11 protein-coding genes are annotated in these 13045 nt (G+C 44.8%); 9 read left to right on the top strand and 2 right to left on the bottom strand.

The window, feature by feature from the left end; all coding sequences use genetic code 11:
• Positions 1-38: 38 nt before the first annotated feature.
• Positions 39-548, bottom strand: a complete 510-nt coding sequence (locus FTW16_RS21750; RefSeq protein WP_146492414.1) for a CpxP family protein — start codon at positions 546-548, stop codon at positions 39-41.
• Positions 549-726: 178 nt separating this feature from the next.
• Here FTW16_RS21750 and FTW16_RS21745 point away from each other — a divergent pair, with 178 nt between their 5' ends.
• The 4 genes from FTW16_RS21745 to trmL all read left to right on the top strand — a co-directional run bounded on the left by FTW16_RS21745 (position 727) and on the right by trmL (position 4046).
• A complete protein-coding gene (locus FTW16_RS21745; protein WP_146492413.1) occupies positions 727-1416 on the top strand; it encodes a response regulator in 690 nt (229 codons plus the stop codon).
• Complete coding sequence (cpxA, locus tag FTW16_RS21740) at positions 1416-2795, top strand: envelope stress sensor histidine kinase CpxA (RefSeq protein WP_146492412.1); 1380 nt, start codon at positions 1416-1418, stop codon at positions 2793-2795. Before FTW16_RS21745 ends, cpxA begins: the two co-directional genes overlap by 1 nt.
• Before the next feature lie 76 nt (positions 2796-2871).
• The gene (locus FTW16_RS21735; RefSeq protein ID WP_146492411.1) at positions 2872-3489 is read left to right on the top strand and encodes a superoxide dismutase; all 618 of its coding nucleotides are present in this window, start codon (positions 2872-2874) and stop codon (positions 3487-3489) included.
• A gap of 77 nt (positions 3490-3566) precedes the next feature.
• Entirely contained in the window at positions 3567-4046 is a 480-nt protein-coding gene (trmL, locus tag FTW16_RS21730; protein WP_060983415.1) for a tRNA (uridine(34)/cytosine(34)/5-carboxymethylaminomethyluridine(34)-2'-O)-methyltransferase TrmL, read from the top strand.
• Positions 4047-4213: 167 nt separating this feature from the next.
• On the opposite strand, the gene FTW16_RS21725 is transcribed toward trmL, so the two are convergent.
• Entirely contained in the window at positions 4214-4738 is a 525-nt protein-coding gene (locus FTW16_RS21725) for an FxsA family protein (protein WP_060983416.1), read from the bottom strand.
• Between the two features lie 284 nt (positions 4739-5022).
• Here FTW16_RS21725 and aspA point away from each other — a divergent pair, with 284 nt between their 5' ends.
• The 5 genes from aspA to arcC all read left to right on the top strand — a co-directional run bounded on the left by aspA (position 5023) and on the right by arcC (position 12933).
• A complete protein-coding gene (aspA, locus tag FTW16_RS21720) occupies positions 5023-6474 on the top strand; it encodes an aspartate ammonia-lyase (RefSeq protein ID WP_146492410.1) in 1452 nt (483 codons plus the stop codon).
• 180 nt (positions 6475-6654) lie between these two features.
• Positions 6655-7962 (top strand): anaerobic C4-dicarboxylate transporter, encoded by a 1308-nt coding sequence (locus tag FTW16_RS21715; protein WP_017630904.1) that lies wholly within the window; start codon positions 6655-6657, stop codon positions 7960-7962.
• Positions 7963-8469: 507 nt separating this feature from the next.
• Positions 8470-9918, top strand: a complete 1449-nt coding sequence (locus FTW16_RS21710; RefSeq protein WP_017062726.1) for a YfcC family protein — start codon at positions 8470-8472, stop codon at positions 9916-9918.
• An 808-nt stretch (positions 9919-10726) separates the two neighbouring features.
• Positions 10727-11950, top strand: a complete 1224-nt coding sequence (arcA, locus tag FTW16_RS21700; RefSeq protein WP_146492409.1) for an arginine deiminase — start codon at positions 10727-10729, stop codon at positions 11948-11950.
• 71 nt (positions 11951-12021) lie between these two features.
• Positions 12022-12933 (top strand): carbamate kinase, encoded by a 912-nt coding sequence (arcC, locus tag FTW16_RS21695; RefSeq protein ID WP_019821541.1) that lies wholly within the window; start codon positions 12022-12024, stop codon positions 12931-12933.
• The last annotated feature ends 112 nt before the right edge of the window (positions 12934-13045 follow it).

Raw genomic sequence — 13045 nt, 5'->3', positions numbered from 1 at the left:
CAAACACCTTCATTCAACTAGGTTTTTCAAACCATGAATTACTGATTTTTGTTCATGCGTTTTTCCATTTTGTCCGCACACTTCGCCATGCGCTCTTGCTGAATTTCTTTCAGTTGAGTCTTTTGCTCAGGTGTTAGTACGCTCATCATTTGATGTTGTTTCTTAAGCATTGCTACGCGACGCTCAGTTTGCTTCTCAACCATTTGGCTTGCTAGGTCGTTTGCTGCCGCTTCGTCAAAGTTGTCTGCAAGTACCAATGCTTGAACTTTCTCGTGATGCGCTTTCATTTGCGCGATCTTGTCAGCTTTATTGCCTGAATGTTTTGCTTTCATCTCAGCGCGATTCGCTTCACGCATCTCTTTTAGTTTTGCTTTTTGAGCATCCGTTAGGTCTAGCTGACGCATCACTTTCTTATCGAAGCCGCCACATTTGCCGTGCATACCTTTGTGGTCGCCTTTATCACCACCACCGTAAGCATACGCGCTTGCTGTACCAAACATTAGTGGAAGTGCCGCAGCTGCTAGTACAAGTTTCTTAGTCATTTTCATAATTGTTGCCTCAATTCGGTATAATAAGTCATGTGTTGCGTCTGTTTCTCAGCGCTTGAATATAGATTAGTCTTTCCCTCGTAAAGTGACGTTTAGAAAGCGTAAAGAATCGTAAAGAGTGAAAGTTGACGAATAATTAGCAGTATTATTAACCCAACTAAATGATTAAGGCTTCCCAATGGCGAACATTCTTCTTATTGATGACGACACCGAGTTAACCAGCTTACTCAAAGACATTCTGAGCTTTGAGGGCTTCACTGTTTCCGAAGCCAATGATGGCTACGCGGGGCTCGAGGCGATCAATGATGAGATTGATTTGATTCTTTTGGATGTGATGATGCCGCGTCTTAATGGCATGGAAACACTAAAGAAGCTGAGAGAAAATTGGGAAACACCCGTGCTCATGCTGACCGCAAAAGGCGAAGAGATCGACCGTGTGATTGGCCTTGAACTTGGCGCGGATGATTACCTACCTAAGCCTTTCAGTGACCGCGAATTGTTAGCGCGTATTCGAGCTATCTTGCGCCGAACGCAGACCACTGCGGCACCTAAAACCACCAGCGATAAGGTTCAATATCAAGACATCGAGGTATTCCCTGGCAAACAAGAAGCTTATTGTAATGGCCAGCTTATCGACCTCACCACTACCGAGTTCGCCCTGCTGAGCCACCTAATCCAGAACCCGGGGCAAGTGATCACCAAGGAAACGTTGAGTTTAGATGTGCTCGGTAAAAGACTAGCAGCATTTGACCGTGCGATAGACATGCACATATCCAACCTGCGTAAAAAAATTCCTGAACGCAGTGACGCCAAACCTCGCATCAAAACCTTACGAGGCCGTGGTTACTTATTGGTAGAGGAAGATTAATGCGTATCCCTAAAATCACCAGCTTATATGGACGTATCTTTGCTATCTTTTGGTTCACCATGTTACTGGTGCTTTTGTCGGTACTGTCGCTTCCCCATTTAGACCCGCGTGTAGCACGCGATGTACCCGCGGATCATCTCAATAAATTAGAGCGTATCGCTAAATTCACAGAGAAACGCTACGCCAAAGAACCGAATCTGGGCAAAATTGTATTCCAACTTGAGGCACCACGTAGCCGCAAGGACTCACGAGCTCGCATCTACTTAACCGACCTTGAAGGAGCCGTCCTTACCTCTAAGAGACATTCAGACTACAAGTTGAAGGCAATTCGCAACTTTGTGACCTCAATTGAGAACCCTGAAGTGCCGAAACAAAAGCTCTACGGACATTACATGGTGGCCGGTCCAGTACCGATCAAACTGGCAGGTGAAGAGTTGTTGATGTATGCCGGAGTGAAATGGAATCAACCACCGCCATTCTTGTTACGCCTATTTGATAGACCTTTACAGCTATTGCTTGCTGTCATGTTAGCGAGTACTCCGCTATTACTTTGGCTAGCTTGGGCACTGAGTCAACCAGCTCGCAGGCTAGAACGCGCTGCGCAACGTGTAGCGAAAGGCCAGTTTGAGGTAGACCCAACACTTGAAAAAGGTACCTCTGAATTCAGACAAGCGGGTGAAAGCTTTAACCAAATGGTCGAAGCGGTAAACCAGATGATTTCGGGGCAACAGCGACTACTCTCTGATATATCACACGAACTCCGCTCACCACTGACTCGTCTGCGCATGGCGAATGCGCTGGCAATTCGTAAACAAGGTGAGAGCCAAGAACTTGAACGTATTGATACCGAAGCACAACGTCTTGAACAGATGATCAGTGAGCTACTGACGTTATCTCGTATGCAAGTCGACAGCCACATTACTCGTGAGGTTCAGCCTATCTCGAGCCTATGGGAAGAGATCTTGAAAGACGCACAGTTTGAAGCCGAACAGATGGGCAAACAACTGACGTTCTCAGAGATCCCTGAGCGTTCTATTTCGGGTAACCCTAAGCTGCTGATGAGCGCGCTAGACAACATTACACGCAATGCGATCTACTACGGCAAAGACCAAGTGGATGTGCAATTCCATGTGGTTCAGGATCAGCTAACAATTTGCGTCAATGATAATGGTGATGGTGTACCAGAGGATGAACTGGATTCTATCTTCAGACCTTTCTACCGTGTTTCTACCGCTCGTGACCGTAATTCTGGTGGCACTGGGCTTGGGCTGACTATTACCGAAAGTGCGATTCGTCAACATAGTGGAGCGATTACCGCGAGCCGCAGTAAACTCGGTGGATTACAGCTCGAAATTACTCTTCCTATCCTGCCACTGTAATACCCCCACAAAGATCGCAGTTGATAATGATTGTTATTATCATTATGGTGAATCCTCTAATTAAGGAGGATTTACCATGTCTCACATTTTCCCTGAACTGCCCTACGCCTACGATGCTCTAGAACCCTACATCGATGCAAAAACGATGGAAGTGCACTACAGCAAGCATCATAGAACATACTATGACAAGTTTGTTGCTGCGGTGTCTGGTAGCGAGCTTGAACAGCAATCTCTCACTGAAATCTTCGCTAATATTTCTCAACACAGCCCCGCCGTGCGCAACAATGGTGGCGGCTACTACAACCATATCTTGTATTGGAACTGCATGTCTCAAGACGGCGGTGGCGAACCAACTGGCGAGCTTGGTGAGGCGATTAAAAGCACATTTGGAGATTTTGCAGCATTCCAAGATCAGTTCGCTCAAGCGGCAATCAACACCTTCGGCTCTGGCTTCGCTTGGTTAGTAGTAGAAGAAGGACAACTGAAGATCATCTCAACCTCAAACCAAGATAATCCTTGGATGGATACAGTTGCCAGCGATGGTGAGCCGATTCTCGCGCTCGATGTTTGGGAACATGCTTACTACATCAGCTACCAGAACCGTCGTCCTGATTACATCAATGCATGGTGGAACGTGGTGAATTGGAATGCAGTATCAGAAAACTACGCACAAGCATTAGCGAACAACGCGTAAGCTGATGGTGGCGAACTGTACTCACTCAGCTTGCCACCGTATACTCTGGCTATCTTTGATTATTCTTGTGAACCAACATGTTTGATATCGCTTTATACGAACCAGAAATTGCACCCAATACGGGTAACATCATCCGCCTATGTGCTAACTGCGGCGCAAACCTTCACCTTATCGAACCGCTTGGCTTTGATTTTGAAGAGAAGAAAGTTCGTCGTGCAGGCTTGGATTACCACGACCTAGCGCGAGTTAAACGTCACAAGAACCTAGAAGCCTTCCTTGAGTATCTAGAAAATGAGCGCGAGGGTGGTTTCCGCATCTTTGCTTGTACCACTAAAACAACAGGTCACCACGTTGATGCAAAATTCCAACAAGGTGATGTGTTGATGTTTGGCCCAGAAACACGCGGCCTGCCAGCTGAGTTCATCGAAAGCATGCCGATGGAACAACGTATTCGCATTCCAATGATGCCAGACGCACGCAGCCTGAACTTATCAAATGCTGTAGCAATCATCGCGTTTGAAGCATGGCGACAAATGGGATTTGAAGGCGCGGTATAATGCCAATCGCAGTAAATAACCGCTCATCCGCCCTGTTATTTATTACTTGATATCACGAGTAAGTAATACTCAATAAAAAAGGCTGTTACCGTTATCACTTTCTGACGAAGGATAAAGGTAACAGCCTTTTCTGTTTTTCCCTCTATATAAAGAAGAGGGAAAGTGGATTAGTTTAGTCGGTTACGATCATTATCGTCGTCTTTCTTCTCAAACTCACCTTCAAAGGTGTTGCCATCTTTTGACTGGTCAAATGGGTCACGATTGAATGGGTCTTGTCCAAAAGGACTCTGACCAAAGCCAGTTTGCCCACCCGCATGGAAACCACCAGACATATTTTTAACCACCATTTTTTCCATCATTTTCTTGGCAATCATCGCTCTTGGTGCTGGTAGCAACACCAACATACCCAGCGCGTCTGTCATGAAACCCGGAGTCAGCAGTAATACGCCTGCAACCGCAAGCATCACGCCTTCAAGAATCTGTTGTGCCGGCATTTCGCCTTGTTGCAATCGACCTTGAACAGACATAAGTGTCTGAATACCTTGGCTACGAACAAGAGATGCACCAACAAATGCAGTAATCAAAACCAACGCAATAGTTGGCCACAATCCTAAGAAGCCACCAACTTGAATAAATAGCCCAATCTCAATGATGGGTACGAAGATAAATAGTAATAATAAGATAGGAAACACACGCCCTCCTTTGTTACTTGCAGTTTACGCTGAAAGCCCTACCAATCTCAAATTTATCCTGTAAATGAGCGTGTTTATTGACCCGGAATAAGTTTGCTGAATATTGACGAAACAAAACCGAAAAAGGTGATCAACTTAATATTTTTATGCGCTAAGTACAGTATCATGTGCCACATAAGTCAGGACGGATTTATCAGCCCAATATTCTAGCGAACGGAGTATTTGCACACAGAATAGGCTAATAACTAACTATATAATCAGAATAATTCTCTAAGGATCCTGTTATGGCTACTCAATCAGAAGCTCAAATTGAAGCTCCTCAAGCTACTCGTCTCGAAGAAGATCTATTAGGTCAACGTCATGTTCCGGCTGATGCTTACTACGGCATCCACACTCTACGCGCAGTTGAAAACTTCAACATCTCAAATGTAACGATCTCAGATGTACCTGAATTCGTTCGCGGTATGGTAATGACCAAGAAAGCGGCGGCTTTAGCAAACAAAGAGTTAGGTGTAATCCCAAGCGAAGTGGCTAAATACATCATCCAAGCTTGTGACCTAATCCTAGACACAGGCAAGTGCATGGATCAGTTCCCATCGGATGTTTTCCAAGGTGGTGCTGGTACTTCTGTAAACATGAACGCGAACGAAGTTATTGCGAACGTGGCACTTGAACTGATGGGCAAAGAAAAAGGCCAATACGAGTTCATCAACCCAAATGACCATGTAAACCGCAGCCAATCGACAAACTGTGCTTACCCAACTGGCTTCCGTATCTCTGTTTACAACAGCGTTCGTAAACTGATCGACGCTATCGAATACCTAAAGGGCGCATTCGAGCTTAAGAGCCAAGAATTCAATACAATTTTGAAGATGGGTCGTACTCAACTTCAAGACGCAGTTCCAATGACGGTTGGCCAAGAGTTCCATGCTTGGGCAGTAACCATCAATGAAGAAATCAAAAACCTAGAATACACTTCAAAACTACTGCTTGAAGTAAACCTAGGCGCAACAGCTATCGGTACCGGTCTAAACGCAGCACCAGGCTACCAAGGTCTTGCAGTGAAACACCTAGCAGAAGTAACTGGTCTTGAATGTGTCGCGGCTGAAGATTTAATCGAAGCAACGTCTGACTGTGGCGCATACGTAATGACGCACGGCGCACTTAAGCGTCTAGCGGTTAAACTGTCTAAGATCTGTAACGATTTACGTCTACTTTCTTCTGGCCCACGTACTGGCCTGAACGAACTGAACCTACCTGAACTACAAGCTGGCTCTTCAATCATGCCTGCTAAAGTAAACCCAGTTGTACCTGAAGTAGTAAACCAAGTTTGCTTTAAAGTTCTAGGTAACGACAACACGGTTTCTTTCGCTGCAGAAGGTGGTCAACTGCAACTGAACGTTATGGAACCTGTAATCGCACAAAGCATGTTTGAGTCTCTAGACATCCTAACAAACGCATGTGTGAATCTACGCGACAAGTGTGTAGACGGCATTACTGTAAACAAAGAAGTATGTGAATCACACGTATTTAACTCTATCGGTATCGTAACTTACCTAAACCCATACATTGGCCACCACGAGGGTGACATTGTCGGTAAGATCTGTGCTGAAACAGGTAAGAGTGTACGTGATGTGGTTCTAGAGCGCGGTTTATTAACCGAAGAAGAGCTTGATGACATTTTCTCTGTTGAAAATTTAATGCATCCTCAGTATAAAGCAAAACGCTACGAATAACGTTAGCGAAAAAGGGCTCCAAGCGGAGCCCTTTTTTAGGCTCCAATACGGTTAACCCTGCTTATTATGTGGATTTCCATTGGTTGCGTTTTTGCTAAATTGAATCTAAACCATAGAACTATTATGTGAACATTCCATCGGCGAATGTTCACATAATAAAATCTAAATGAGGTGTTACTTATGATTGCAGTAGAACTATTTATCGTCCTGCTCTTTATCTTTTTGGGGGCCAGAATTGGCGGTATCGGTATTGGTTTTGCCGGTGGTGCTGGTGTTATTGCCCTTTCACTTATTCTTGGCGTTCCAACAAGCCAATCTTTCATCCCGATCGACGTAATCTTGATCATCATGTCGGTTATTACCGCTATTGCTGCAATGCAAGTTGCTGGCGGTATGGACTGGTTGGTGCAAATTGCAGAAAACTTTTTGCGTAAACACCCTGAACGCATCACCTTTTACGCGCCGATTGTGACCTTTGTAATGACACTAATGGCGGGGACTGGTCACACAGCATTCTCTACGCTTCCTGTTATTGCAGAAGTAGCGAAAGGCCAAGGTGTTCGTCCTTCGCGTCCACTGTCTATCGCAGTTGTCGCTTCTCAAATTGCCATCACAGCTTCACCAATCTCGGCAGCGGTTGTGGCTTTCGCAGCAATGCTGGCACCATTTGGTGTTGATTACCTAACGCTATTGATGGTTTGTATCCCAACAACCTTCATCGCTTGTATGGTTGGTGCTGTTGTTGCGAACTACATGGGTAGCGAACTGAAAGACGATCCTGTTTACCAAGAACGTCTAGAGAAAGGTCTAATCAAACTGGCGACAGAAGAGAAACGCGAAATACTTCCAACAGCGAAGAAAGCAACGTACATCTTCCTAGCTGCGATTGGTTTCGTGGTTTGTTACGCAGCGGCTATCTCTAGCTCTGTTGGCCTAATTGAAAACCCAGCGCTAGGTCGTAACGAAGCGATCATGTCTGTGATGCTGGCAGCGGCAGCGGCTATCGTGATGTTCACTAAGATTGATGCAGCGAAGATCTCTTCAGCGCCAACGTTCCGCTCTGGTATGACAGCGTGTGTTTGTGTACTTGGTGTGGCTTGGTTAGGTTCAACGTTTGTGAACGCACACGTTGCTGAAATCAAAGACGTAGCAGGCGCTCTACTGGCTGATTACCCATGGATGCTGGCTCTTGTTCTGTTCTTCGCTTCTATGCTGCTTTACTCTCAAGGCGCAACAACGGTTGCACTGATGCCTGCAGCACTAGCAATTGGCGTAGCACCACTAACAGCCGTTGCTTCTTTTGCTGCGGTAAGTGCTCTGTTCGTACTGCCAACTTACCCTACGCTACTAGCGGCAGTTGAGATGGATGACACAGGCTCAACACGTATCGGTAACTACGTATTCAACCACCCATTCTTCATTCCAGGTGTGGTAACAATCAGTACTGCGGTAGCACTAGGCTTCGCATTCGGCGGTCTGTTTATCTAACATACGCTGGCGATTGAACATTTAAAAGGAAGCTTCGGCTTCCTTTTTTGTTTTCTACTCAATGTATTATTTGATACGCATCAAATAACCATTATAAAATTTAAAAACGGCTTAAAAATAAAGTTTGAATAAAATTCCAAGATTATTCTAACCGTTCATAAACAACACCTACCAAATCAATCATCCCCCACTTACCCTTAATCCACAACGAATATTAATCCAAGCTAACTAACCAAAAAACCTTGCCATTTTTTTACCATTTTCTAACCCATTCATTGGCCATTATTTTTGTGAACAGCACCAAACTTAAATTCCAACGTAAGGAATAAAATAACCGCAGCTAAAATAAATCTAACTTCATTTGGATTGGTAAATATAAAAACATTAATTTAAAAAATCCAACTTTATATCGTTGGATATTTTATAAGTGTCAATGTATTTACAATCTATAAATCATTAGTCGCTAATTCACATCACTTCTATTTAAGATGATGTAAGGAGATAGCCATGACAACTCAAACGATACCAAGCGAGAAAAAAAAGGGCGGCTTCTTTGCCAACTTTAAATTCCCTTCTGCCTACACCATTCTATTTATTCTCATTGCGTTCGTCGCTCTGCTTACCTGGATTGTTCCAGCAGGCCAATACGACCGCGCAATGAATGAAGAGCTAGGTCGAGAAGTACCCGTAACCGGCACCTATCAAGCGGTAGAAGGTAACCCTCAAGGCGTGATTGATGTACTGCTAGCGCCTATTGATGGCTTCTACGACCATAATAGTTATGAAGCGGCCGCAATCGACGTTTCACTATTCATTTTAATCATTGGTGGCTTCTTAGGACTAGTAACCAAAACTGGCGCTATTGATGCGGGTATCGAGCGCGTCACCGCCCGCTTAGAAGGGCGAGAAGAGTTGATGATACCAATCCTGATGGCACTGTTTGCCGCTGGCGGTACTGTCTACGGCATGGCGGAAGAATCACTCCCCTTCTATACATTGCTAGTGCCTGTAATGATGGCTGCTCGCTTTGACCCTCTAGTTGCCGCTGCAACCGTACTGCTTGGCGCAGGCATTGGGGTGCTGGGTTCAACAATTAACCCATTCGCAACCGTGATCGCTGCTAACGCCTCTGGTATTCCATTTACAGACGGTATCGTGTTGCGTATTGCGATGTTGATTATTGGTTGGGGTATTTGTGTTGCCTACGTGATGCGTTACGCAAGAATGGTTCAAGCCGATCCAACAACATCAATTGTCTACGATAAATACGAAGAGAACAAAGCGCACTTCTTAGGTAATGCGAGCGGAGAGAAACTTGAATTCACCGCGACTCGCAAACTGATTCTGACCATTTTTGGTGGCTCGTTCGCTGTGATGATTTACGGTGTATCCGTTGCTGGATGGTGGATGGCAGAGATCTCAGCAATGTTCCTAGCAGCAACCATCATCGTCGGTATTGTGGCTCGTATGAGCGAAGAAGAGTTTACCACCAGCTTCATTGATGGTGCCCGCGACCTACTTGGCGTTGCGCTTATCATAGGTATTGCACGGGGTATCGTGGTGGTGATGGACCGCGGTATGATCACTGATACAATTCTCTTCTCTGCAGAGCAAATGGTAACGGGGCTTTCTTCAGTTATCTTCATTAACGTGATGTTCTTCTTAGAGATTCTACTGTCGTTCTTAGTTCCATCGACGTCTGGTCTAGCAGTATTGACCATGCCAATCATGGCACCACTGGCTGACTTTGCCGGTGTAGGTCGCGACTTGGTTATCACTGCGTACCAATCTGCATCCGGCTTGGTCAACCTAATCACCCCGACCTCTGCGGTGGTGATGGGCGGCTTGGCGATTGCTCGCGTCCCTTATGTACGCTGGGTTAAATGGGTGATGCCATTAGTCGGTATCTTGATGGTGTTCTGTATTGTTGTACTGAGTATTGGTGCGCTGATCTAACTAACAGCACTTCACTCCTTTCTCATCCAAAGCCGCTTCTCACAGCGGCTTTTTTATTGCTTCCTCTCCCAATGTAACCCTCTGCTACTAAAACAGCTCCTCAAAGCCATACACGCGATATTCAAGCTATCTTCTGTTCGTAGCAAAGCTCAGCCAAACCCAAAGCACTCGCAATAGAAGAATCAATCCGACTTTTAAACATCAAATTAGCTTGAGGAAATAACACTCTATTTTCAACTGTGATGTTTAAACAAATAGTTAGTCACTTATTAGCGTTAATTATATTTAAAGTAATTTACATACTAATAGACAAACGATAGTTAATGCCATTTTTTATCAAAAAACACACTTAAACAGACGATTTTAAAATGTGATCACAACAGCTTTATTCGCATTTACTTTGTTAATAAATAATTAATTCCAGATCCAAAATTAAATATCTAAATAAAAACACTGCATACTTCCAAGCTAAGTACACTCTTATCAATAAAAATATTCTGCATATAATCCCTCGTAAATTAGATTCTAGTAAGTTTCGTCAAAAAAGCGTGCATAAAGTTCCCAAACAGCTAACTATTTAGAATGTATTACTCATAACTAAAAGTGCATAAAGTTTGTTAAAACCCTTAATTTTAAAGGGCTGCGGGATAAAAAACGATTTGTGATAGATCTCTAAGAATACCTGACTAGCAGGCGTAATATTAATTCCAGACAAGAGATGTGAATAAATAATCCATTCATCTCAACTGAAAATAAATAATTACTCTTAGCGATAAAAGTAATTCAAATATATAAGAGAGAGACGATCATGAGTAAGTTCTATGTTGGTTCTGAAATAGGTCAATTACGCCGCGTTCTAGTTCACCGCCCAAGACGCGCACTGACTCACCTAACACCCTCTAACTGTCACGATTTGCTATTTGATGACGTACTGGCTGTTGAGCGCGCAGGTAAAGAGCATGATGCATTTACTAAAACGCTACGTGATCAAGGTGTTGAAGTTCTTCTTCTTACTGACCTACTAGCAGACACACTAGCAGTGCCAGAAGCGAAAGATTGGCTTTTGAATCATCAAGTTTCTGATTACCGCTTAGGTAAAACTTTTGCTAACGACGTGCGTTGCTACTTAGGCGACTTACCGAACTTAGAGCTAGCAAAAATCCTAACGGGCGGTCTGTCTTACGCTGAAATGCCAATGAAATCATCTTCAATGATGCAAGGCATGCACGCACCGACCGACTTCATTATCGAACCGCTACCAAATCACCTATTTACTCGTGACACATCTTGCTGGGTATACGGTGGCGTATCTATCAACCCGATGGCGAAACCTGCTCGCCAACGTGAAACCAACCACGTTCGCGCTATTTACCGCTGGCACCCAACATTCGCAGGCCAAGACTTCATTAAATACTTTGGTGATGAAGAAAATATCAGCTACGACAACTCAACGATTGAAGGTGGTGACGTTCTTGTTATCGGTCGTGGCACAGTTCTTATCGGTATGTCTGAGCGTACAACAGCACAAGGTGTTGAGCACTTAGCGTCTAGCCTATTCAAACACGGTCAAGCGAAACAAGTTATCGCAATGCAACTACCAAAACACCGCTCTTGCATGCACTTAGACACCGTTATGACTCACATGAACGAAGATACCTTCTCTGTTTACCCTGAAGTTGTAAGTAAAGACGTGCAGTGCTGGAACCTAACTGGCGATGAGTCTGGCGCAGTGAAAGTGAAAGAAGAGGGCTACTTCGTAACGGCTATCGAAAAAGCACTTGGCGTAGACAAGCTAAACCTAATCACGACCGGTGGTGACAACTTCCATGCAGAACGTGAACAGTGGAACGATGCGAACAACGTTCTTACCGTTAAACCAGGCGTTGTTATTGGCTACGAAGGCAATACATACACCAACGAAAAATACGACAAAGCAGGCATCACGGTTCTTCCTATCCCTGGAGATGAACTTGGCCGCGGTCGCGGTGGCGCACGCTGCATGAGCTGCCCAATTGAGCGTGATGGTATCTAATCACTAAGACGAAACGGCCAAGTTGAACGACCTTAAATAATCTCAGCTTGGCCAAATGAGAGAACACAATTATGACTAAGCAAACTGTTGTTGTCGCACTCGGTGGAAACGCCCTACTTCGTCGTGGTGAGCCGTTAGAAGCCGATGTTCAGCGCCGTAATATTGAAACAGCTGTTAAAACCATCTCTGAAATCGCGAAAGTGTACAACGTGGTTTTAGTTCACGGTAATGGCCCACAAGTTGGTTTACTTGCTCTGCAAGGTTTGGAATACAAAAAAGTAAATCCGTATCCATTGGATGTGTTGGGCAGTGAGACTCAAGGCATGATCGGCTACATGTTGATGCAGGAGTTCAAAAACTATCTGCCTAACCGCAACATCTCATGCATGTTGACGCAAATGACAGTTGATCCAAACGATCCTGCGTTCGCAGATCCAACCAAGCCGATTGGCCCGATCTACGAAGAAGCTGAAGCGCGTGAATTGGCAGAGAAATTCCACTGGATCGTTAAACCAGACGGCCAACACTTCCGTCGCGTGGTGCCAAGCCCACGCCCTACAGGCATTGTTGAGCACGAAGCAATCACCCAACTTATCGATGCCGGCCACCTAGTGATTTGTACTGGCGGCGGTGGCATCCCAGTCAAAAAAGAAAACGGCAAATTAGTCGGTGTTGAAGCGGTTATCGACAAAGACATGTCAGCGGCTTTCTTAGCGAAACAACTGGATGCGGATGCGCTGCTTATTTTGACCGATGCTGACGCTGTTTACCTTGACTGGGGCAAACCGACTCAACACGCACTGCGTAGCACTACACCAAGTGAACTGGCGCAATTCGAATTTGATGCAGGCTCAATGGGGCCAAAAATTGAAGCGTCGTGCGAATTCATCCAACAAGGCGGCAAGGTCGTCGGTATCGGTGCGCTCGAAGATGGTTTGCAAATCCTGCAAGGCCTGGCGGGCACCAATATCACCAAAGATTAATCCACTCGCGAGCTTTTCAAGCCTTGCGAGAAAACTGAATCACCGTTTGAACTGAAATTAATACACAAAAATTGAATCGCGCTTTCTTGAATTTTCTTTCCCTGTAACAGGA

Source organism: Vibrio sp. T20, from assembly GCF_007858795.1.
GTDB lineage: Bacteria > Pseudomonadota > Gammaproteobacteria > Enterobacterales > Vibrionaceae > Vibrio > Vibrio satsumensis.
This window is presented reverse-complemented; position numbering and strand designations above follow the sequence as displayed.

Bases quoted from the DNA above. Each gene is read 5' to 3' on its own strand.
- FTW16_RS21735 (WP_146492411.1), top strand. From the start codon at position 2,872: ATGTCTCACATTTTCCCTGAACTGCCCTACGCCTACGATGCTCTAGAA.
- aspA (WP_146492410.1), top strand. From the start codon at position 5,023: ATGGCTACTCAATCAGAAGCTCAAATTGAAGCTCCTCAAGCTACTCGT.
- arcC (WP_019821541.1), top strand. From the start codon at position 12,022: ATGACTAAGCAAACTGTTGTTGTCGCACTCGGTGGAAACGCCCTACTT.
- cpxA (WP_146492412.1), top strand. From the start codon at position 1,416: ATGCGTATCCCTAAAATCACCAGCTTATATGGACGTATCTTTGCTATC.
- FTW16_RS21745 (WP_146492413.1), top strand. From the start codon at position 727: ATGGCGAACATTCTTCTTATTGATGACGACACCGAGTTAACCAGCTTA.
- trmL (WP_060983415.1), top strand. From the start codon at position 3,567: ATGTTTGATATCGCTTTATACGAACCAGAAATTGCACCCAATACGGGT.
- FTW16_RS21750 (WP_146492414.1), bottom strand. From the start codon at position 548: ATGAAAATGACTAAGAAACTTGTACTAGCAGCTGCGGCACTTCCACTA.
- FTW16_RS21710 (WP_017062726.1), top strand. From the start codon at position 8,470: ATGACAACTCAAACGATACCAAGCGAGAAAAAAAAGGGCGGCTTCTTT.
- FTW16_RS21715 (WP_017630904.1), top strand. From the start codon at position 6,655: ATGATTGCAGTAGAACTATTTATCGTCCTGCTCTTTATCTTTTTGGGG.
- arcA (WP_146492409.1), top strand. From the start codon at position 10,727: ATGAGTAAGTTCTATGTTGGTTCTGAAATAGGTCAATTACGCCGCGTT.